21 protein-coding genes and 1 riboswitch are annotated in these 20831 nt (G+C 48.7%); of the genes, 13 read left to right on the plus strand and 8 right to left on the minus strand.

Translation table 11 applies throughout. From position 1 onward, the window contains the following. Positions 1 to 2 precede the first annotated feature (2 nt). From FJM67_RS02550 to FJM67_RS17885, 7 genes are read left to right on the plus strand one after another with little or no spacing between them, the layout of a single operon-like run. The gene (locus FJM67_RS02550; protein ID WP_140587124.1) at positions 3 to 1253 is read left to right on the plus strand and encodes a peptidylprolyl isomerase; all 1251 of its coding nucleotides are present in this window, start codon (positions 3 to 5) and stop codon (positions 1251 to 1253) included. Between the two features lie 3 nt (positions 1254 to 1256). Further along, positions 1257 to 2258: a 4-hydroxythreonine-4-phosphate dehydrogenase PdxA gene (pdxA, locus tag FJM67_RS02555; RefSeq protein WP_140587125.1), complete on the plus strand. Its 1002-nt coding sequence runs from the start codon at positions 1257 to 1259 to the stop codon at positions 2256 to 2258. Further along, positions 2255 to 3061 carry a 16S rRNA (adenine(1518)-N(6)/adenine(1519)-N(6))-dimethyltransferase RsmA gene (gene rsmA, locus FJM67_RS02560; protein WP_140587126.1) on the plus strand — a complete coding sequence of 269 codons (807 nt, stop codon included), beginning with the start codon at positions 2255 to 2257 and terminating at the stop codon, positions 3059 to 3061. The genes pdxA and rsmA overlap by 4 nt, the downstream gene beginning before the upstream one ends. Positions 3062 to 3082: 21 nt before the next feature. Further along, positions 3083 to 3457 carry a Co2+/Mg2+ efflux protein ApaG gene (apaG, locus tag FJM67_RS02565; protein WP_140587216.1) on the plus strand — a complete coding sequence of 125 codons (375 nt, stop codon included), beginning with the start codon at positions 3083 to 3085 and terminating at the stop codon, positions 3455 to 3457. A gap of 8 nt (positions 3458 to 3465) precedes the next feature. Next, positions 3466 to 4278, plus strand: a complete 813-nt coding sequence (locus FJM67_RS02570; protein WP_140587127.1) for a symmetrical bis(5'-nucleosyl)-tetraphosphatase — start codon at positions 3466 to 3468, stop codon at positions 4276 to 4278. 11 nt (positions 4279 to 4289) lie between these two features. Continuing rightward, positions 4290 to 4610: a thiosulfate sulfurtransferase GlpE gene (glpE, locus tag FJM67_RS02575; protein WP_140587128.1), complete on the plus strand. Its 321-nt coding sequence runs from the start codon at positions 4290 to 4292 to the stop codon at positions 4608 to 4610. A gap of 6 nt (positions 4611 to 4616) precedes the next feature. Continuing rightward, positions 4617 to 5702: a tRNA nucleotidyltransferase gene (locus FJM67_RS17885; protein WP_328591920.1), complete on the plus strand. Its 1086-nt coding sequence runs from the start codon at positions 4617 to 4619 to the stop codon at positions 5700 to 5702. 90 nt (positions 5703 to 5792) lie between these two features. Here the strand turns inward: FJM67_RS17885 and folB are convergent, their stop codons facing one another. Together folB and tsaD are read right to left on the minus strand one after the other, a co-directional pair. Then, on the minus strand, positions 5793 to 6149 hold the full coding sequence (gene folB, locus FJM67_RS02585; protein ID WP_140587129.1) for a dihydroneopterin aldolase: 357 nt from the start codon (positions 6147 to 6149) through the stop codon (positions 5793 to 5795). After that, entirely contained in the window at positions 6146 to 7189 is a 1044-nt protein-coding gene (tsaD, locus tag FJM67_RS02590) for a tRNA (adenosine(37)-N6)-threonylcarbamoyltransferase complex transferase subunit TsaD (protein WP_140587130.1), read from the minus strand. Before tsaD ends, folB begins: the two co-directional genes overlap by 4 nt. Before the next feature lie 335 nt (positions 7190 to 7524). On the opposite strand from tsaD, the gene rpsU reads away from it, so the two are divergent. The 6 genes from rpsU to FJM67_RS02620 all read left to right on the plus strand — a co-directional run bounded on the left by rpsU (position 7525) and on the right by FJM67_RS02620 (position 14657). Continuing rightward, complete coding sequence (gene rpsU, locus FJM67_RS02595) at positions 7525 to 7740, plus strand: 30S ribosomal protein S21 (RefSeq protein WP_055463821.1); 216 nt, start codon at positions 7525 to 7527, stop codon at positions 7738 to 7740. 179 nt (positions 7741 to 7919) lie between these two features. Then, entirely contained in the window at positions 7920 to 8366 is a 447-nt protein-coding gene (locus tag FJM67_RS02600; protein ID WP_140587131.1) for a GatB/YqeY domain-containing protein, read from the plus strand. Positions 8367 to 8372: 6 nt separating this feature from the next. Next, entirely contained in the window at positions 8373 to 10310 is a 1938-nt protein-coding gene (gene dnaG / locus FJM67_RS02605; protein WP_140587132.1) for a DNA primase, read from the plus strand. 115 nt (positions 10311 to 10425) lie between these two features. Then, the gene (rpoD, locus tag FJM67_RS02610) at positions 10426 to 12267 is read left to right on the plus strand and encodes an RNA polymerase sigma factor RpoD (protein ID WP_140587133.1); all 1842 of its coding nucleotides are present in this window, start codon (positions 10426 to 10428) and stop codon (positions 12265 to 12267) included. Positions 12268 to 12419: 152 nt separating this feature from the next. Next, entirely contained in the window at positions 12420 to 13823 is a 1404-nt protein-coding gene (locus FJM67_RS02615) for a PhoH family protein (protein WP_140587134.1), read from the plus strand. 110 nt (positions 13824 to 13933) lie between these two features. Then, positions 13934 to 14088, plus strand: a riboswitch (FMN riboswitch). A gap of 83 nt (positions 14089 to 14171) precedes the next feature. Next, positions 14172 to 14657 (plus strand): 6,7-dimethyl-8-ribityllumazine synthase, encoded by a 486-nt coding sequence (locus FJM67_RS02620; protein ID WP_140587135.1) that lies wholly within the window; start codon positions 14172 to 14174, stop codon positions 14655 to 14657. Between the two features lie 126 nt (positions 14658 to 14783). On the opposite strand, the gene derI is transcribed toward FJM67_RS02620, so the two are convergent. The 6 genes from derI to FJM67_RS02650 form a co-directional block, all read right to left on the minus strand. Next, a complete protein-coding gene (derI, locus tag FJM67_RS02625) occupies positions 14784 to 15239 on the minus strand; it encodes a D-erythrulose-4-phosphate isomerase (protein ID WP_140587136.1) in 456 nt (151 codons plus the stop codon). 17 nt (positions 15240 to 15256) lie between these two features. Then, complete coding sequence (locus FJM67_RS02630) at positions 15257 to 16036, minus strand: triose-phosphate isomerase (RefSeq protein WP_140587137.1); 780 nt, start codon at positions 16034 to 16036, stop codon at positions 15257 to 15259. Between the two features lie 2 nt (positions 16037 to 16038). After that, a complete protein-coding gene (locus FJM67_RS02635; protein ID WP_140587138.1) occupies positions 16039 to 16809 on the minus strand; it encodes a DeoR/GlpR family DNA-binding transcription regulator in 771 nt (256 codons plus the stop codon). A gap of 490 nt (positions 16810 to 17299) precedes the next feature. Further along, the gene (locus tag FJM67_RS02640; protein WP_140587139.1) at positions 17300 to 18250 is read right to left on the minus strand and encodes a sugar-binding transcriptional regulator; all 951 of its coding nucleotides are present in this window, start codon (positions 18248 to 18250) and stop codon (positions 17300 to 17302) included. A 103-nt stretch (positions 18251 to 18353) separates the two neighbouring features. After that, positions 18354 to 19286, minus strand: coding sequence for a sugar phosphate isomerase/epimerase family protein (locus tag FJM67_RS02645; protein ID WP_140587140.1), 933 nt, complete (start codon positions 19284 to 19286; stop codon positions 18354 to 18356). Between the two features lie 10 nt (positions 19287 to 19296). Continuing rightward, positions 19297 to 20826 (minus strand): glycerol-3-phosphate dehydrogenase, encoded by a 1530-nt coding sequence (locus FJM67_RS02650; protein ID WP_140587141.1) that lies wholly within the window; start codon positions 20824 to 20826, stop codon positions 19297 to 19299. Positions 20827 to 20831: the final 5 nt, after the last annotated feature.

Genomic DNA, 20831 nt, shown 5'->3' on the forward strand with positions numbered 1-20831 from the left:
TAATGAAAAAAACTCTTTGGCTCTCAACAGCGACGCTGGCTCTTTTATTATCCGTGTCACCGGTTCAGTCGGCGCCAGTAAAATTAGATGGTATTGCCGCCATTGTGGATGCCAAACCCATCCTAGAAAGCGATATTCAAACCCGCTTTTTGGTGATTCGTGACCGAATTCCTGGCGGTGCCTTAACGGCAGACATCGAACGGCAGATTTTGAACCAACTGGTTGAAGAAGCCCTGCAAGCTAATTATGCCCGCAAGCAAGGTATTCAGATCAGTCGTGCCGAAGTGGATAACGCCATTATGAATATGGCAAATAAGTTTGGCACCGACTTAACCGGATTCCAACAAATGCTTGCCAATCAAGGCATTGCCTATCCACGCTATCGGGATCAGATTGAGCAGGAAATTCTGATTAACAAAGCCAAACAGCAGGTGGTGCGCCAGCGTATTGCTATCACCGAGCAGGAAATTGACGATTACCTGGCCACTAGCCAACTTGCCAGCGCCAACGACGAATACCGTCTGCGTCATATTGTGATTCGCGCCACCAACCCAACAGCAGCTCAAGCTAAAATTCAGCAAATTGCGGGCAAGATCAACAACGAGCAAGACTTTATTAATCAAGCCATTGCCAATTCTGACGGCCAGTTTGCTTTGCAAGGTGGCGACTTAGGCTGGCGCCCCTTGAATCAGTTACCCCGTTTATTTACCGAAGCGCTACAACAATCTACCGGCAAGTTAATTGGTCCATTACAAAGTAATGCGGGCTTCCACTTACTATGGGTCAGCGAAAAACGTACCGATAAAGCGGCATTGCAAACGCAAACTAAAGTCAGCCACATTCTATTGCGTCCAAATGAAGTTCGAGATGACAACGCCACTCGCACCGAAATCCAAGCCATCTACCAGCGCGCCCTCACTGGGGAAGATTTCGCTACACTAGCGCGGGATTACAGCGAAGACCAAGGCTCTACCCTACAAGGTGGGGATCTAGGCTGGGTTGCACCGGGCACTATGGTACCGCAATTCGAGCAAGTGATGGCACAAACCCAAGTAGGGCAAATTGCTGCCCCATTCCGTACCCAATTTGGTTGGCATATTTTGGTGGTCGATGGTCGCCGTCAACAGGATATCAGCAACCAGGTGGAACGTTCCCAAGCAGAACAAGCATTGATCGCTCAAAAGCGTGATTTTGTCCTCGATAACTGGCTATCAGAGCTACGCGCCGATGCCTTTTTAGATGTGAAACAGTAAGTTATGAGCACTTTGCCTATCATCGCCATTACCTCTGGGGAACCCGCTGGTATTGGCCCAGATATTATTATTGATGCCTTGCAAGGGGAATTGGCCGCACGTCCAGTGATTATCGGCGACCCTGATATGTTAGAAGACCGTGCTGCGCTGTTGGGGAAAAACGTCACTGTTAAATGGCTAGAAGCCCCCGATTTCGCTGAGCCACACACACCCGGTGTACTGCAAGTGTTACCGGTTTCTACGGCAGACCATTGTGTCCCCGGCAAACTTGATGTGGCCAATGCCCCTTATGTACTGTCTACTTTGAGTATCGCCGGACGTGGGTGTTTAAATGGTCACTTTGACGCTGTGGTTACCCCACCAGTACATAAAGGGATTTTATGCGAAACCGGCACCCACTTTTCTGGTCATACCGAGTTTTTCCAGCAACTGTGTGATAGCCCCCATGTGGTCATGATGTTAGCCAGCGAAGCCATGCGTGTCGCCTTAGTGACTACTCACTTACCACTCAAAGATATCCCCGGCGCAATAACGCCAGATACTATCGAGCGCGTCGCACTGGCTTTACATAAAGATCTGCAACAGCGTTTTGGCATTACCCATCCACGTATTTTAGTCTGCGGCCTTAACCCCCACGCCGGTGAAGATGGCCACTTAGGTCGTGAAGAAATTGATGTCATCATCCCAACGCTGGAAAAGTTGCGCAGCCAAGGTCTGGATTTAGTTGGCCCATTACCGGCGGATACCTTATTTACGGACAAATACCTTAAGAACGCCGACTGCGTGCTCGCCATGTACCATGATCAGGGGTTACCTGTGCTAAAGTATTCTGGCTTTGGTAACGCGGTAAACATCACCTTGGGATTGCCCATTATCCGTACATCGGTCGATCACGGCACCGCCTTAGACTTAGCCGGCACCGGCAAAGCAAGTTCGGGCAGCCTAACCGTTGCCATTCAACACGCCATTGATATGGCCAATAACAGCAAGCAAATGAATTCATGAGTAAAAATCAACCACATAAAGCCCGTAAACGCTTTGGACAAAACTTCTTACACGATGCCGGTATTATCCGCCGTATCGTCGCCTGTATCGCGCCAAAGGAAGGGCAACATATTGTGGAAATCGGCCCCGGTAAAGGTGCCCTAACCGAAGGCATTATCAGCGTTACCAAGAAAATGGACGTAGTCGAACTGGATCGAGACCTCATTCCAATCTTGCGAGTTAACCTGTTCCGCTACCCAGAGCTGACCGTTCATGAAGCAGATGCCATGAAGTTTGACTTCTCGGCGCTGGCGCAAAGCGGTCCAATACGGGTTGTTGGTAACCTGCCCTATAACATCTCGACACCGCTGATTTTCCATTTGTTGAGTCAGGCCGAGGTGATTAGCGACATGCACTTTATGTTGCAAAAGGAAGTGGTTGATCGCTTAGCCGCTCGCCCCGGTGACAATTTATATGGTCGCCTAAGCGTCATGGCACAATATTACTGCCGCGTGGATTCGTTATTTATTGTTGGCCCAGAATCCTTTGATCCGCCACCAAAGGTAGATTCAGCCATTGTGCGCATGACACCACACCAGGAACTCCCAGTCGTTGCTGATGATCTGAAAACACTAGAAGACACGGTACGTATTGGTTTCCAGCAACGTCGTAAGACACTGCGCAATAATTACAAAGGGGTGCTAACCGCCGAGGACTTTGAACAGCTTGCGATTGATCCAAGCTTGCGTCCCGAGCGTTTAGATGTGGCGGACTTTGTCGCCATCGCCAACTACATCAGCCGCCGCCAAAGCGTTTCCCATTAAAAACGGGTTATTCGATACATGATGCTTGATCACGATATTGTTGTCTCCGTACGTACGGAGTTTATACCGAGTCAATCTGTCCCAGCGGAACAGCGCTATGTTTTTGCTTACCATATAAGCATTACCAACTGCGGCACCATGGGAGCACAACTACTGTCACGTCATTGGATCATTACCAATGGCGAAGAACAGGTTCAGGAGGTCAAAGGGGAAGGTGTGATTGGTGAAACACCCTATCTGCAAACGGGGGAATCCTTCCACTACACCAGCGGCACGATTCTGGCGACGCCAGTGGGCGTAATGCAAGGCAGCTATCGTTTTCGTGACGACAATGGTGATGAGTTTGATGCTCCCATCGCCCCTTTCACCCTGAGTGTTCCGAACCAGATCCACTAGGAGTTATCGTGGCAACGTATGTAATAGGTGATATCCAAGGCTGTTTTGCGCCACTGATGACTTTGCTAGACAATATTGGCTATGAACCGGAACAAGACCGCTTGTGGTTTGCTGGTGATCTCATTAACCGAGGCCCAGAATCGCTCGCCACATTACGCTTTATTAAAGCCCTTGGTGGTAACGCTAAAGTGGTACTTGGCAACCATGACTTACACCTGCTCGCAGTTGCTCATGGTCACGCCCATTTGAAGAAAAACGATACTCTAGGCCCAATTCTACAAGCCAGCGACCGGGACGAATTAATGGACTGGCTACGTCAGCAGCCCCTGTGTCACTATGATGCTGAGTTAAACACCGTGATGACTCACGCCGGCGTACCACCCTGCTGGGATCTAACCGATTTGCTATCCCTGGCCGGGGAAGTCGAGAGCATTTTACGCTCTGATCGAGTGGACGAATTTTTGAGTGACATGTACGGCAATAAGCCCGACCAGTGGGATGCTCAGCTGCTTGGACAAGAGCGCCTCAGAGCCATCACCAATTACCTCACTCGCATGCGTTTTTGCACAGCAGACAGCAAGCTCGATCTCAAGTCCAAAGAAGGCCCAACCACCGCGAAAAAGGGCTATGCCCCTTGGTTTGAATTTCCTCGACGGATCGATAGACAATGTCGTATCGTATTTGGGCACTGGGCAGCCCTAGAAGGCCAAGCCCCTATTTCTAATATTCATGCACTGGATACTGGCTGTGTGTGGGGTGGTAGTTTGACTGCCCTGCGCTTAGAAGATGAACAACGTTTTGCTACTCCCTGCCAACTTTAACGAGACCCACTATGAATACTTATACCTGTATTAATGTGAATGATGCCCTGAACCTAATTCAAGAAGGCGCCACGGTCGCAGATATCCGTGATGGTGGTAGCTATGCTAGCTCCCACATCACCAATGCAGTGAATCTGAACAACGATAATGTGCAAGCCTTTATTGAGACGACGGCGAAAGACACTCCGGTTGTGGTGTGCTGCTACCACGGCAACAGCAGTAAAGGGGCTGCCGAATTTTTAGCGGAGCAAGGCTTTTCACAAGTCTATTCTCTGAATGGCGGCTTCAGTCAATGGAGTGCCATGTACCCAGATCATTGTGAAATTGGCTAATTGCCAGTGACGCAATCAGCGAATAAAGCCATTTATTTGGTGGGCGGAGCTGTTCGGGATGAACTACTCGGCCTACCGGTAAAAGATCGGGATTGGTTGGTTACAGGCCACACCCCAGAAGAAATGCTTGCCAAAGGCTATCAACAGGTTGGCAAGCAGTTTCCGGTGTTTTTGCACCCAAAAACCAAGGAAGAATACGCTCTTGCCCGTACCGAGAAAAAACAAGGCCAAGGCTACACTGGGTTTGCCTGTGATTTTGCTCCTGAGATCACGGTGGAAGAAGACTTATTACGTCGTGATCTCACTATTAATGCCATTGCCAAGGATGATCAAGGACAGCTAATCGACCCCTATGGCGGGCAAAAAGATCTACAGCAACGTATGCTGCGCCACGTTTCAATGGCCTTTATCGAGGACCCGTTGCGAGTGCTGCGGGTGGCACGCTTTTTAGCTCGCTTCGCGGCATTTGACTTTGAAGTAGCCCCCCAGACCTTAGAATTGATGCGCCATATGGCACACAACGGTGAACTCAACCACCTTACTCCAGAGCGGGTCTGGCGTGAAACCGAAACGGCTCTCTGTAGCGATCACTGTCAGCGCTATTTCCAGCTTTTGCAAGAAATCGACGCCTTAGCTCAGCTATTTCCCGGGTGGCCAACACATTTTAGCACCCCTCCTACTACCTTCGACTGCCAGGAGAAATGGGCCTTTTTAACCGCCACCATACCCCAAGATGAGCTGGTCAACTTACATCATCTACTCCGAGCGCCAAATCAATACCGCTGGCTGAGTGAGCAAGTGAACCAGGTAGTGCAAAGTATGCCGATACCACTGCCTGCCGATGTTTGGGAAAAGTGGCTGGGACAAACCGGCGCGGTAAAACGCCCCCAGCCCTTTGCCAAACTAGTAAAAGTTTTGGCAGAACTCACGGGCATTCCAGAAGCAGAATGGCAACGCCTACGCAGCGCTGTTGCGGATATCAGCGCCAAAGCCTTTATGCAGCAGGGGCTAAGTGGCGCCGAGCTTGGTGAAGCGTTGCAACAAGCTCGTATTGAAAAACTCGGTCGTTTAGATTCGGTATTGATCTGCTAGAAAATTAAGCGAGTTGCCAAACTATATGCCGTGGTGGGGAGGTCGTCAGTCGCGATAATGATCGAGACTGACGATAAGTTTATTTATAGCCTAAACGGCACAACGGCGGATTTTGACGCCCACTGCGTTAGCGCTTGGCACAGCACTGGGCTTGCGCAACGTCATGGTGATCACAGACAACGAAAATTGAGCGATCAAGGCCGCCGCAAGGCGCTCCGCCAAGGTCTCGATCAATTCAAACTGGTTCTCTTTACAGTAATCACGAATAAAGTTAGAAATCGCTTCATAGTCTAGCGTTTTGCTCAGGTCGTCGGTAGCGGCAGGCACCCGGTTATCGTGCTCCATCTCCAAGTCAAACACCAACTGCTGCAGGATAACTTTTTCCCAGTCATAAACACCAATGACCGCATCGACATGCAATCCTTCGATAAAGACAATATCGTTCATTTTGTTCCCTCTGTAATGGGGTCTAACTCTGCTAAAGGCCACCGGGCGCGAATCGATAAGTTCAGTGGCGAGCTCTGTCCAGCGAGTAAACGTTGTGCCCCAGCAAAAGCGATCATGGCGCCATTATCAGTACAAAATTCAGGCCGAGCGTAAAATACGCTACCCCCGACCTTAGCTAGCTGAATCTGTAACTGCTGCTGCAAGCGTTTATTGGCGCTCACGCCACCGGCAATTATTAATTGGGTTAAACCTTCCTGTTCCAAGGCTCGACGACACTTAATCACTAAGGTATCTACAATCGCCTGCTCGAACGCCAACGCCACATCTGCCTGAAATTGATCATTGAATCCATCTCGATCTAGGGCATCATGAACCGCGGTCAAAAACGCCGTTTTCAATCCACTAAAACTGAAATTCAAACCCGGGCGATCCGTCATCGGTCGAGGAAACTGAATACCGGCATCAGGGTTACCTTGGGTCGCTAACTTAGCAATGTACGGACCACCTGGGTATGGCAAGCCGATCATCTTGGCCGCTTTATCAAAGGCTTCACCCGCGGCGTCGTCCAAGGACTCGCCCAGTAATTTGTATTCACCAATCCCATCTACCCGCACCAACTGGGTATGTCCACCGGATACCAACAGGGCGACAAACGGCATCTGAGGTTGTTTTTCCTCCAACATGGGGGCCAGCAAGTGACCTTCCATATGATGTACCCCGAGCGCTGGGATATTCAGCGCATAAGCCAACGACCGAGCAATCGTGGCACCTGCCATCAAAGCACCGACCAAGCCAGGGCCGGAGGTAAAGGCAATGGCATCCAAATCTTGCTTGGTTAAGTCGGCCGCTTTAAGGGTTTCTTCTATTAGCGGCAAGGTCTTTTGAATATGATCACGGGAAGCCAATTCTGGTACCACACCACCATATTCGGCATGCTGTGCAACTTGCGTATAAATCTTGTGGGCTAATAGGCCTTGGTCAGTATCGTAAATAGCGATACCCGTCTCGTCACAGGAAGTCTCTAAACCCAGTACTTTCATGGCGCTCTCGTTAGTTCGTAAATTGCCTCTATTGTACCTGAGCAGTCCTTGCCACGCATTGTTTTCGGCTGGTTTTCCATGGCGAAAACGCTTTTCTAATTAGACAACAGCAGTCCATACCAGTATAATCTCGCGCGTTTTTACCGTTTAAATAAAAAGGCAGGTGATTTTTAGTCCTTACGGACACCCCTTGTTGAGAACCCAAACACCGAGCTCGTCACTCACTAAATCGACCTAACACTCTCGGTAGATTATATCTGGGCATCCGTTACAAAAGTCGGTATGATCCAGCGCCGTTTGGTATTTTAAACGTTAAAACAGAAAGGTAATAAGACATGCCAGCAGTTAAAGTTAAAGACAACGAACCATTTGACATCGCTCTACGTCGCTTCAAGCGCTCTTGTGAAAAAGCAGGTATCCTTGCTGAAGTTCGTCGTCGTGAATGCTACGAAAAACCAACTACTCTACGTAAACGTGCTGCAGCTGCTGCTGTTAAGCGTCACGCGAAGAAGGTTTCTCGTGAGCAGAAGAAATTCCAACGTTTGTACTAGGATTTAATAACCTAGTAAAACGTCGGCTTGTTGAACAGCGCACCTAGCGCGTAGTATCAACAAGTACCTAAAAGAATCGGCTGGGTGCTACACCTAGCCGATTTTTTTTGTTTCAATACTTGCCTCTTGTATTGCCCTCCAGCATTTAGACCTTTTCGCTTTGATTATAGGAACGAGCAATGTCTGACTTGAAAAAACACATTTCCGATAGCCTAAAAACCGCCATGCGTGCCAAAGAGAAAGCTCGCGTAACCATCATTCGCACCATTCAAGCTGAAATCAAACGGGTGGAAGTGGATGAGCGTATTGAAGTAGACGACGCTCGCATTCTGGTGATCTTGGACAAGATGGTAAAGCAGCGTAAAGACTCATTCCAACAATTCACCGACGGCGGCCGTGAAGACCTTGCCGATATTGAAAAAGCAGAAATGGAAGTGATTGCCGAGTTCTTGCCACAACCACTGACCGAAGACGAAGTTAGCGCCATTGTGAAAGCTGCTATCGAAGAAACCGGTGCTCGCAACATGCAGCAAATGGGCGCAGTGATGGCAATTGTCAAACCTCAAGTACAAGGCCGTGCCGATATGGGCGTGGTTAGCAAACAGGTGAAAGCCCTACTCGGGTAATTATCTATGGCGGGGCGCATTCCAGACCAGTTTATCGACGAGCTACTAGCTCGTACCGATATCACCGATGTGGTGGCGTCCCGTATTAGCCTAAAAAAAACTGGGCAAAACTATTCTGCCCTGTGCCCATTTCACAATGAGAAGTCCCCTTCGTTCAGTCTGAATCCCAACAAGCAGTTTTATTACTGTTTTGGTTGCGGTGCTGGCGGTAACGCTATCTCCTTTGTGATGGAGCATGATCACCTCGACTTCGTCGAAGCCATCGAACTGCTCGCCAAAGACGCTGGTATGGAAGTGCCACGGGAACAAGGCATACCTGATCGCTACGAACAAAATGCCGGTTTGCTCAATTGCCTAGCGGAATCTGCTACTTTCTTTCAGCAGCAGCTAGTCACCCACTCCGACAAAGCCAAAGCAACTCGCTATCTATCCCAAGAACGGGGGCTTTCTGGCCAGATTGCCAAAGTCTATGGCATTGGCTTCGCACCGCCGGGCTGGGACAACTTACTTAAACATGCAGGCAAAAGAGCGGAAGATCAGATCAACCTTTTCCAGGCGGGAATGCTGATCGAGAAGAAGGACAATCCCGGCCATTACTATGATCGTTTTCGCGATCGCATTATGTTCCCCATCCGCGACACCCGTGGACGCACCATTGCATTTGGTGGACGCGCCTTTGGCGATGAAAAACCCAAATATCTAAATAGCCCAGAGACGCCGGTTTTCCAAAAAAACCAAGAGCTATATGGTCTGTATGAAGCCAAACAGAACAGCAAAACACTCGACCACATCATTGTGGTTGAAGGCTATATGGATGTTATCGTGCTGGCTCAATACGGCATCACCAATGCGGTAGCCACCCTTGGCACCTCGATCAATAGCCAACACTTGCGCAAGCTTTTCAAGCTGGTTGATAAAGTCACCCTCTGTTTCGATGGGGATAAAGCCGGGCGCGCCGCAGCCATTCGCGGTTTAGAGGCTAGCTTGCCGGTGATGCAAAATGGTAAGCAAGTGCGCTTCTTGTTTTTGCCCGAGGGTGAAGACCCTGATTCCTTAGTACGCAAAAACGGCAAAGAAGACTTTTATCAGCGCTTAGATGATTCCAGTTCCTTGGCCCATGTGTTGTTTGAACATGCTAGAAGCCAGATCACTCTCAATGATGAAGAGGGGGAAGCACAATTTGCCCAATTAGCGATGGGGCTGATCGAGCGTATTCCTCACGACGTCACCCTACATTCTATTTTATTACGCCAGCTAGCTGAGCAGACAGGGCTGAGCCAAGAAGACTTAAACCGAGCTGCGCCAGCCCCCTTACCCACGCCATATCACAGCGCGCCAGCCCAGTACGAAGAGAGTGACTATTACCCTGCCGAACGGGAGTATGACGCAGAACCTTATGACTACGCACCTCCCACTTCGACTGGATATACGCCTAAATCCAGCTCTAACGGTAACAAATGGAAAAAACGCGGCGACCAGTCTGAGCGTACCCAGTTCCCTCTTGCGCCAGCTAGCAAGCCATTGTCGCGCATCGCCCATGGCACCCTCTGCCTGACTTTTTACCCTGAAGTAGCACAGCATATCGACGTACCTGAGCCGTTAATTCAAGGAGAGGATGTGGAACGGGTATTATTCGGCAAGGTATGGCGATACTTCTCGAAACACCCTAACCACAATGGTGGACATTTACTTGCCAGCTTGCGGGATGAGAACCTCTTAGGGCAACTCTACCAACTACTCAACCATCCAGATGCAGCCACCAAGTTGCACATTAGAGATGCGCAACAGGAAGTGTCGGACTTAGTGCACTACTATGAAAGTAAGCTCGGCTTAACTTCTCATATTAACCGGTTGAAAAGCCGTGGTAACGACTCCATTAAGTCTAGTGAATCGCAGCAAGAACTTCGTAATTTAATGGATCAATTACGCCAGAAAAAGCGCTGAAAACTGCCTACAATTCAGACAAAAATCGACGTTATATCTGGATAAATTTTATTGATTTTGCTATCATTCGCGGCTTGCTAATTCCCCAAACGAATTTCTAACGATAGGTTGTCGAATGCCAGACACTCAACAGTCACGCCTCAAAGAGCTGATCGCTAAAGGTAAAGAACAAGGTTACCTAACTTTTGCTGAAGTTAACGACCACCTCCCAGATGACCTTTCTGACCCAGAGCAGGTAGAAGAAATCGTCGCCATGATCAACGACATGGGGATTGTGGTATCTGAGTACGCCCCAGACAAAGAAAGTCTGCTGATGGAAGAAGGCGACTCTACCGACGATGAAGCCGCTGAAGAAGCCGCTGCTGCCCTAGCTGCCGTAGAAGGGGATGTTACCCGTACTACCGACCCAGTGCGTATGTACATGCGCGAAATGGGCACCGTCGAGCTGTTGACACGCTCCGGTGAAATTGCCATCGCCAAACGCATCGAAGAAGGCACCCGTGAAGTAATGGCGGCACTGTCATACTTCCCTGGCGCCGTCGATCTACTCATAGACACTTACGCTAAAGTCCAAGAAGAAGAAGGTCGCCTAAGCGATATTTTCAGCGGCTTTATCGATGGTGACGGTGAAGAGTTAGTCTTTGATGATGCTGAAGAAACAGTAGAAGAAATCGACGAAGATGCTGGTGATAGCGATGAAGACGATGATGATACTGATAGCTCAGAAGAGTCAGAAACCGATAGCGGCCCAGATCCTGAAGAAACCGCTATGCGCTTCACTGAGATCAAGCGCATTTACGAAGAGCTGAAAGCACTCATGGCCGAGCACGGCCGTGACAATGATGCCGTACGTGCCAAGCAAGAAGAGCTCAGCATGCACTTCGCACCCATCAAGTTAGTGCCTAAATTATTCGATGACTTGATTGATCGTGTACGTTCACGCATGGACAAGGTACGCGAGCAAGAGCGCTTGATTATGCAACTTTGCGTACGCAAAGCAGGTATGCCTCGTACCGAGTTTTTGAAGCGTTTCCCAAGCAACGAAACCAACACCAACTGGCTACAAGAGCAAATTGACTCTGGTGCTAGCTATGCTGCCGCATTGCAGGAAAACGAAGCGGAATTTAATCGTTGCCAACGTAAGCTACGTGGCGTCGAAAAAGATACCGCTATCTCTATTGCGGAATTGAAAGAGATTAACCGCCGTATTTCGATTGGCGAAACTCGCGCTCGTCGCGCCAAGAAAGAAATGGTGGAGGCTAACCTTCGTTTGGTTATTTCCATTGCGAAGAAATACACCAACCGTGGTCTGCAGTTCCTTGATCTAATTCAGGAAGGTAACATTGGTCTGATGAAAGCGGTCGATAAGTTCGAATACCGCCGTGGTTACAAGTTCTCAACTTATGCCACTTGGTGGATTCGTCAGGCGATTACCCGCTCGATTGCCGACCAAGCTCGTACCATTCGTATTCCGGTGCATATGATTGAAACGATCAACAAGCTAAACCGTATTTCCCGCCAAATGTTGCAGGAAATGGGCCGTGAAGCGACGCCGGAAGAATTGGCGGTACGTATGGATATGCCGGAAGATAAAATCCGTAAGGTACTGAAAATCGCTAAAGAGCCGATTTCTATGGAAACCCCTATCGGTGATGATGAAGATTCCCATCTTGGTGACTTTATCGAAGACGATGGCGCGGTATCTCCAATTGATACAGCAACCATCGAAGGTCTACGAGAGGCGACTACTACGGTGCTAGCCGGCCTAACCGCCCGCGAAGCGAAAGTATTGCGTATGCGTTTCGGTATCGATATGAACACTGATCACACCCTAGAGGAAGTCGGTAAGCAGTTCGATGTAACCCGTGAGCGTATTCGTCAGATCGAAGCCAAAGCACTGCGCAAGTTGCGTCACCCAAGCCGCTCTGAACATTTGCGCAGCTTCTTGGACGACTAATCCTCACTACGCGCACTACTCCTTAAAAACACCGCCTCCTGGCGGTGTTTTTTTATGTATCTGTCACTCGCCTTTCATAATTTATGACTTACACTGAAAGTGAGCACTACATAACAACAGAGGATACCGCTTGTCCTTTAAGGAGTCGTACCATGGATAAGATCTACGTTCTTGATACCAATGTGCTATTACACGACCCGCTAGCAATCTATGCCTTCGCTGAACACAAAGTCGTGATCCCTATGACGGTTCTGGAAGAACTGGACATTATTAAAGACCGTCGCGATAAGGATGTGAGCCGCGAAGCGCGCCTTGCCATCAATATGATTGACCGCATTGTCGGCGACGCTTCTCCGAAAAAGCTCCTCGAAGGAGTGCCCATTCCCCGTGCGGCGGATCAAAGTGATGAAGTCGACAACTCGGGCAAAGGCATGCTGGCTATCTACCCTGACCAGCAGATCACCCATACGGACAACATTCCGTTTCTTAACACTAGCCAAGCCCATGCTAACGACAATCGCATTATTAATGTGGGCCTAAGTCTACAAGCCACCCACCCTAAGTCTTCGGTTTGCTTGGTGACTAAAGACATCAATATGCGTCTTAAGGCCAAAGGTTCCGGTTTAAAACGGGTGGAAGACTACCGTAAAGATAAGGTTTTGGACGATGTTGATTTGCTCAACAAGGGTTATGTACAAGTTGAGGGACATTTTTGGGATCATATTGAAAACGTCCAAACAGAAAATCATGGCCAACACACAGTACACAAGATAGCCAAAACCGAGCTGCCAACTTTGTATCTCAATATGTTTATCACCGATGCCGATAGTTTTGTAGGCTTTGTGGTCAACATCGACCAAGAGTTTGTTTACCTACTAGACGTGAATCGCCAGTCGTTAATGCATCAGCAATTCTGGGGCATTCAGCCACGCAATCTAGAACAGGCGATGGCGTTCTACCTACTTCGCCATGAAAATACCGATATGATGGTCATGACGGGGCCAGCAGGCTCTGGTAAAACCCTGCTCGCTCTCGCCTATGCCCTGCATGTCACCATGGAAGAAAAACGCTACAACAAGATTATCGTTGCCCGTTCTACCACACCCTTGGCTGAGGATATTGGTTTCCTACCCGGCACAGAGGAAGAAAAGATGGCGCCTTGGCTGGCCGCATTTGATGACAATTTGGAAGTGCTCCATGGTAACGATGAGCACTCCATGTCCAGCATTGAATATGTGAAGCAAAAAGCCAACATTCAGTTTAAATCCCTAAACTTTATGCGTGGTCGTTCATTCAACAATGCGCTTATCATAGTGGACGAAGCTCAAGGCCTGACCCAATTCCAGCTAAAATCTATCGTCACCCGAGTGGGGGAAAACTCCAAAATTATTGTACTCGGTAACTTGGCACAGATAGACAACAAATACATTACGCCGCTGACTTCTGGACTCACTTATTTGGTGGAAAAAGCCAAGACCTTTAAATATGCCAGCGTTATGCATGTAAACGGTATCGAACGCAGCCGTCTGGCGGAATTTGCCGAGGAAAACCTCTAATATTGCGCCTTTGCGCCAGAAGTTTAGTCAAATGTCATATTAATGACATTTACGCGAAAACGGTTTGACCCTGCCCAGTGGAGCCGCTAAATTAGCCTAGCTTTTATAGCATTCGTTCTCGGGGCGGGGTGAAATTCCCTACCGGCGGTAATGGGGTCAGACCCCAAAGCCCGCGAGCGCTTGAGTCGCTTTATGCAACTCAAGGACAGCAGATCTGGTGTGATTCCAGAGCCGACGGTGATAGTCCGGATGGTAGAGAACGTGTAGCTCACTCCGTTGCCAGATTTTATCTGGTGGCCGTACCTGCGCGTTCGCCCTGATTCACTTAATTGTTTTTAGGTATTAGTTATGAATCAGAGCTCAACGAATTCAACTTTCGATATTACAAGCAAAAAAATCGCCTTTATCCATGCCTCTTGGCACCAAGATATAGTGCTAAAGTGCCTAGAAGGCTTCTCGGCTAAACTGGCTGAGTTTGGCTACCAAGCGGATCAGATTGATGTAATCGCCGTACCCGGTGCTTACGAGATTCCACTACAAGCGAAACTATTGGCTAAGACAGGCCACTATGATGCTATCGCTGCATCCGGCCTAGTGGTAGATGGTGGTATCTATCGTCACGACTTCGTCGCACAGGCGGTATGCTCCGGCCTAATGCAAGTGCAGCTAGAAACGCTCGTGCCGGTGCTCACAGCTGTATTGACGCCTCACCACTTTCACGAGCACGAAGAGCACATCCAGTACTTCACTCGTCACTTCGTGAAAAAAGGCCAAGAACTTGCCGTCGCAGCCCACGAAGCCATGCGCTTAAAGGGCAACGTTACCGCACACTAATATTCTGCGAATGTATAGCAGATAAAACGCAAAAAGGCATGCTGGGCATGCCTTTTTTAGTAAGCGTAAGAGCGAATTTTTGAGCCGCTCTGTATCGCCTTTCCACCGGATTACGTCGCGACCAGCCTAGCCGTGGTATTTACGATCCACTTCATTAATGGCGTCAACGTTACCAGCCGAGCGACCTTTTTCGTCGAAGGTTTGATTTAAAAATGCCTCGGCGATGGATTTCGCTAACTCTTGCCCAATAACACGAGCCCCCATAGTGATAATTTGAGCATTGTTAGACAATGCTGCACGCTCGGCAGAATAAGTATCGTGGGTGAGTGCAGCACGGATACCCGGCACTTTAGTCGCTGCGATACACACACCGATTCCCGTGCCACAACATAAAATAGCGCGGTCGTATTCGCCATCTAGCACCGCCTTTGCGACGCGCTCAGATAAGTGGGCGTAGTATGTATCGGCGCTACCATCGTCTAAACGGGACAAATCTGCCACTTCATGTTGACTGCTCAAATGCTCAACCAAGGCCTTTGCCAAGCCTTCACCTGCACTATCACCTGCAATTGCTATTTTCATGATGAATACCTCTTAATTTAGTTTTGCTCGATGACTGCAGCACACTTATTGAGAATGTTGATATAACCTTCAACATTCCAAGCAGAGCGGCCTATAAAAAGACCATCGATGTGCTCACAGGCAATCAACTCTTCACAGTTTTCAGGATTCACCGAACCACCATACAAACAAGGCACGCGACGCCCAAGAACACTTTCGATAACCGCTGAGATTTCTCCTTGGCGGTCACTAGCGTACTCAGGTGAAGCTGGCACCCCATGCTCACCGATCGCCCAAACGGGCTCATAGGCAAACAAGATGGGGGCTGACTTTTGTTCTTCTGTTAGATATTGCAATGCTCCACGAACTTCTTCAGCAAGAACCTGAGGGCCAATACCACGCTCCTTGTCAGCTAATGTTTCACCGATACAAATGAGCGGTATCAAACCATGAGACACAGCGGCAGCGACTTTCTTACCCACTGTTTCATTGGTTTCACCAAAATGCTCGCGACGCTCAGAATGACCCAGTTCAACAATATCTAGCTGACAATCCTTTAGCATTAGCGGTGAAATTTCCCCCGTCCATGCACCCTGATCAGCCCAATGCATATTTTGAGCACCCACTTTGACATGAGTGGCGGCCAGTAGTGACTTCACTTCTCGCACACAGGTAAACGGTGGAATCACAAAGCGCTGAATAGCGTCTACAGCATTGCTATCGTCAGCTCGCATCCCTTCGGCAAAAGCCATTGCTTCAGCCAATGTCTTATTCATTTTCCAGCTAGTACCTACCCAAAATTGCTTGCTTGTTGTCATGGTTATTCCAATGGTTTGGCAATAGTTAACGAAATACCAGATGCCGCTAATGATTGGCTAATTTCTGGTGCTGGCGGTTGATCGGTAATCACCCAATCAAAGTCATCGAGGTTTGCCAAAACATGCAGTGCTACTCGGTCAAAACGGGAATGATTCACTAACAAGCACTTCTTTACTGCGGCGCCCAGCATAGCTTTCTTTACCCGTACAACGTCTGCATCCATATGAAACACTTGAGAACCGGAAACAGCTGGACTAGATAAAAAGGCAATATCCGCCCTTAGGCTGGTCAAACATTGTTCCGTCAATACGCCAAAGTAGCCGTTAAACTTAGCCGAATACTGTCCTCCTAGAGCAATCAGGTCGATTCCTGACTCCCCTTGGAGGGCCTGCATAATGGCTGCGTTGTTAGTGATAATAGTTAGCGGCTTTTTGGTCACCAACTGCTTTCCCAACACCGCTGCCATAGAGCCGTCATTGACCATTACGGTCATACCCGGCTCGACCAGTTCCAACGCGGCGGCGGCCATTGCCTCTTTTGCCAAATTACCTTGGCGCTCACGCAGACGAAAATCACTCTCAAACTGCATCCCTGCTTCGATGGTAGCACCACCACGCACTTTGCGTAGCAATCCCGCCGCCTCCAATTCGTCTAGGTCCCGGTGGATCGTCATCTTCGATACGCCGAAGCGTAGCGACAATTCCTCTAAGTCCACGCTAGCTAGTTCAACCAGGAGATCGATAATTTGCTGTCTGCGCTCATCACGTTTCATAGATACCTACCGAGATAACAAACCTCTTGAGTATGTTATAACCGCATAAATCACATTTTTAAAGTTATTTTTAACATTTTTTATTTTATTTTGTGATTTTTGATGTTAAGTTAATTTTACCCAAGCGGCTTTGAGGTTTTAGTTAAGTGTTTTTGCCAAAATAGGCAGAAATATTCGACTAGACTATCATTTTTAGTCCCATGGGTTTACCAACGAAACCAAATTCATCACACTCTAAGAGCGAAAATTAGTCATTTTTAATCGAAGAAGGTGTGATTTTCTAACTCAAATATGTGATTTATCACAAAATCACATATTTTGCGGTAAAGAAGACAAGTTTCATTGGGCACTCCTCGACTGGTTTGCGCCCGGTAGCATCATTTTGATCACCCATACCGGGCGACTTTTTTCTCTGCTAGTAACAGCTGTGAAGAAAAACGATCACAGCTAGGATCTGTGATCGGTAAGTTGATAAGTTCTGTTTACCCGTTTACTGAAGAATAGCTTTGGCAGTGATTTCATCGGTGATAAGGCCAGTCAGTAGATTGCCATTTAAAACCGCACGAATGGCCTCCACCTTTTCTTCCCCACCAGCAATGGCAGTCACTTCCCCCTGCTTCCCTTCTAGAGAAACCGATAACATACGAGCACTCAGTGAAGTTTGAATTACCTTACCTTGCTCATCAAAGAAATGCCCCATTGCTTCCCCTACCGCACCGGCTCGGGCAATCTCAACAATCTCTTCTGGCTTGATCGGCCCGGAAGCTACCAACTGCGCTGTCTGCGCCACCGTACCAATACCAATAATTTTGATATCCGCATTATTGGCCATGGAAAAAACCTCTTTTACGCCTTTCTGCGCTAATAAGACTTCTCTGTCTTCGACCGAGTTAGCCAATAAGGGCACTGGCATGGTGTAAGAAGGAGCACCTGTTTTTGCTGCAATCCAGTGGAGTACGTCATCTCGGTTAATTGAGTAATCCCGAGTCAAACCACCCAGCAGAGAGACGAACCGTACACTCGGCGTCTCAATGCGTGGCAACTGATTAACGACAGCCGCTAGCGCACGACCAAGAGCCAAGCCGATGGTAATATCGGTTTGCGTCGTCAAAATATTACGTAGGTAAGTGGAACCAGCTTGTCCCAGGGTTTTGAAAGGGATACCTTCCTCACCTAAATCTGGCGCCACAATACAGTGGCTCAAGCCAAACTTGGCGATAAGTTCGTCTTCCAGAGCAACACAATCCGTGATGGCGCCATCAATAGACACCTTCACCGCGCCTTCCGCAACGGCTTTGGAGATCAAACGGTGTGTTTTTACTGAGGTCAGACCGAGGCGTTTTGCCACCGCGGCTTGAGTTAGTCCACCAACGTAATGAAGCCAAGCCGCTCGGATGGCCAAAGAGTCATCTGAATCAAGATGTTTGGATTTGTCTTTCATAATGACCCCTTGTTACCCATATCTGACAAATGGTTACAGACAGCCACGCTTTATAAATTCCTTGGCGGGCTGGCGTATTGTAACCAAAAAGAGCCGGTATAGTTTAAATATTTAAATCTTGCACACCACTGTCGATATGTGGTGCCCAGAAAGCTACGCTCTCTGCAATATGGTCAACCACTTGTCGATCAGTCGGTTCTCGCTCTTTGAAGCTCAACTCCAAGCAAATCTGATTGTCTCGGGCCCCTCCTTTTGCCAAACTTTGCAGCAAAGGTTCCGGCTGGATGCGACCATTTTGGTTGAACTCCGCGGTAAAAGGACGATGACCGCCCTTATCCAATAAGCTCTGTTTAATGTGGATAATAGGGGAAACCGGCGGCACCACCTCTGCCCAAGCGTAGGGGTCATAGTCCGCTGGATTGTTTGACGTGACGTCACCATGATCAATATCGGCCATCATCCACATAGGTAGTGCCATATCCGCAGCCGTGAGGCGGTCTTGTAATGCCATAGCCGACTCAATGGTATCGCCGAACTCACGACCAATACTCATCGGCTCCCAGTAGACGTAGTCTAATCCCGCTTGCTTGGCGTGCTCAGCCACCTCGGCCCAACAGTCGATTGCTATTTGGATAAGCTCTTCACGGCGAGCTGTATCATCAAAATCCTGATAGGTCATGATGGCAAATTGCGTGCCGACAGCGTTCCCTCCAAGCTCTGCCGTAATATCAGCAAAGGTTTTAAACCAATCAACATAGTAACGGCGCACGTCTGCGTCAGGGTGACCAAAATGATTTAAGCGTCCATAAGGGCCTGTCATTCCCGACGTCACCCGCACCCCAGTGCGCTTTAATGCCGCCCCCATTTGTCGAGTCAGGCGACGGATTACCTGTGCCGGCCAGCTTGGGTTAATAAATTCATGGGTCAGCTGCAAATCACGAATTTTAATGTCGTGAGCCACGGTATCGATCAAATCATCCACATCAGCAAACCGGTTCACCAGTGGATTGGTATTCAAACCTAGGGTTAATGGCATGGTGGTACTCCTACGAAATCTTACGATTTAGGTCAGTCTGTAAAAACTGTGCGTTGAACCAGCTTTCAAAATACTGGATCTGTTCGGCACTAAGATGCAGCGCTTCTTTAGTCCGGCGCGTTAACACATCTTCCGCCGTCAGTGCCCATTCATTAGCAACCAAATAGCGCACCTCCGCTTCGTATAAATTGGCACCAAAATGCTCACCTAACCCGACTAGATTCTCTGCATCGCCCACGATGGATTGGATCAAGGAGCCATAGTGACGACCGTAGTGCATCAATAGCGCACGGGGCATCCAGCTATATTTCACCTTCATAGCTTGAACAAAACTTGGGAAGTCAGCATTAGGAATATCCCCACCGGGCAAGGTAGCTTTTGCAGTCCAATTCCCGCCCATATTGGGAAAGAACTTATCAATCTTCTGGATCGCATGCTCCGATAGTTTGCGGAAGGTGGTCAGCTTGCCACCGAATACGTTCAACAGAGGCACATTGCCTGTTTCATCCAAATCAAATACGTAATCTCGCGTCACGGCAGAGGGGTTACCTTGTCCGTCATCAAACAATGGCCGTACGCCGGAGAAGCTGGTCACAACATCCTCCCGGCGTAGATTCTCTTTGAAGTAGCGATTCACCGCTGCCAGTAGGTATTCAATTTCGCTTTCGTCGGCGACTACCTCTTCTACTTTGCCTTTATAAGGAATATCAGTTGTACCGATCAGCGCCTTGTCATCCTCATAAGGGTTTATGAAAATAACCCGCTTATCGTGGTTCTGTACCAAATACGCTTGCTGCCCTTCCCAGAATTTGGGCACAACAATATGGGAACCTTTCACCAGCTGGATATTGCGGCTGCTTTGGGATTGCGCCACATCATCAACAATATTACGTACCCAGGGACCAGCCGCGTTCACCAAGACTTTGGCACGGAAAGTTTGTACTTCCTTAGTGAACTCATTTTCTGTAGTGATTAACCAATGATCTTGTTGGCGCTTAGCCGCGATACAGCGGGTACGAGTCAATACTTGCGCGCCTTTCTGCTGGGCGTCTAAAGCATTAAGGATCACCAAACGGGAGTCATCTACCCAGCAATCTGAGTACTCGAAGCCTTTGGTATATTGGTCTTTGATTGGCGCCCCTTCTGGATCCCGTCGTAGATCTAATGTGCGCGTTCCAGGCAAACGCTTACGTCCACCTAAATGGTCATATAGAAATAGTCCCAAGCGTACCAACCAAGCCGGGCGATCATCTTTGCTATGAGGCAATACAAAACGCATCGGCCAGATAATATGGCTAGCAGAATTCAACAGAACTTCACGCTCAATCAAGGCCTCGCGCACTAAGCGAAACTCATAATATTCCAAGTAACGCAACCCACCGTGCACTAACTTACCGGAACGGGACGAGGTACCTTGGGCAAGGTCATCTTTCTCACAAAGCGCAACGCTTAGTCCACGACCTGCAGCGTCCCGGGCGATACCGGCACCATTAATGCCACCGCCAATTACAAAAAGATCAAGCATGTGTTCAGTTGTCATAATGT

The organism is Maribrevibacterium harenarium (genome assembly GCF_006385675.1).
Lineage (GTDB): Bacteria > Pseudomonadota > Gammaproteobacteria > Pseudomonadales > Marinomonadaceae > Marinomonas > Marinomonas harenarium.

Coding starts and splice junctions, on each gene's coding strand:
- FJM67_RS02550 (WP_140587124.1), top strand. CDS start 3: ATGAAAAAAACTCTTTGGCTCTCAACAGCGACGCTGGCTCTTTTATTA.
- pdxA (WP_140587125.1), top strand. CDS start 1,257: ATGAGCACTTTGCCTATCATCGCCATTACCTCTGGGGAACCCGCTGGT.
- rsmA (WP_140587126.1), top strand. CDS start 2,255: ATGAGTAAAAATCAACCACATAAAGCCCGTAAACGCTTTGGACAAAAC.
- apaG (WP_140587216.1), top strand. CDS start 3,083: ATGCTTGATCACGATATTGTTGTCTCCGTACGTACGGAGTTTATACCG.
- glpE (WP_140587128.1), top strand. CDS start 4,290: ATGAATACTTATACCTGTATTAATGTGAATGATGCCCTGAACCTAATT.
- folB (WP_140587129.1), bottom strand. CDS start 6,149: ATGAACGATATTGTCTTTATCGAAGGATTGCATGTCGATGCGGTCATT.
- tsaD (WP_140587130.1), bottom strand. CDS start 7,189: ATGAAAGTACTGGGTTTAGAGACTTCCTGTGACGAGACGGGTATCGCT.
- rpsU (WP_055463821.1), top strand. CDS start 7,525: ATGCCAGCAGTTAAAGTTAAAGACAACGAACCATTTGACATCGCTCTA.
- FJM67_RS02600 (WP_140587131.1), top strand. CDS start 7,920: ATGTCTGACTTGAAAAAACACATTTCCGATAGCCTAAAAACCGCCATG.
- dnaG (WP_140587132.1), top strand. CDS start 8,373: ATGGCGGGGCGCATTCCAGACCAGTTTATCGACGAGCTACTAGCTCGT.
- rpoD (WP_140587133.1), top strand. CDS start 10,426: ATGCCAGACACTCAACAGTCACGCCTCAAAGAGCTGATCGCTAAAGGT.
- FJM67_RS02615 (WP_140587134.1), top strand. CDS start 12,420: ATGGATAAGATCTACGTTCTTGATACCAATGTGCTATTACACGACCCG.
- FJM67_RS02620 (WP_140587135.1), top strand. CDS start 14,172: ATGAATCAGAGCTCAACGAATTCAACTTTCGATATTACAAGCAAAAAA.
- derI (WP_140587136.1), bottom strand. CDS start 15,239: ATGAAAATAGCAATTGCAGGTGATAGTGCAGGTGAAGGCTTGGCAAAG.
- FJM67_RS02630 (WP_140587137.1), bottom strand. CDS start 16,036: ATGACAACAAGCAAGCAATTTTGGGTAGGTACTAGCTGGAAAATGAAT.
- FJM67_RS02635 (WP_140587138.1), bottom strand. CDS start 16,809: ATGAAACGTGATGAGCGCAGACAGCAAATTATCGATCTCCTGGTTGAA.
- FJM67_RS02640 (WP_140587139.1), bottom strand. CDS start 18,250: ATGAAAGACAAATCCAAACATCTTGATTCAGATGACTCTTTGGCCATC.
- FJM67_RS02645 (WP_140587140.1), bottom strand. CDS start 19,286: ATGCCATTAACCCTAGGTTTGAATACCAATCCACTGGTGAACCGGTTT.
- FJM67_RS02650 (WP_140587141.1), bottom strand. CDS start 20,826: ATGACAACTGAACACATGCTTGATCTTTTTGTAATTGGCGGTGGCATT.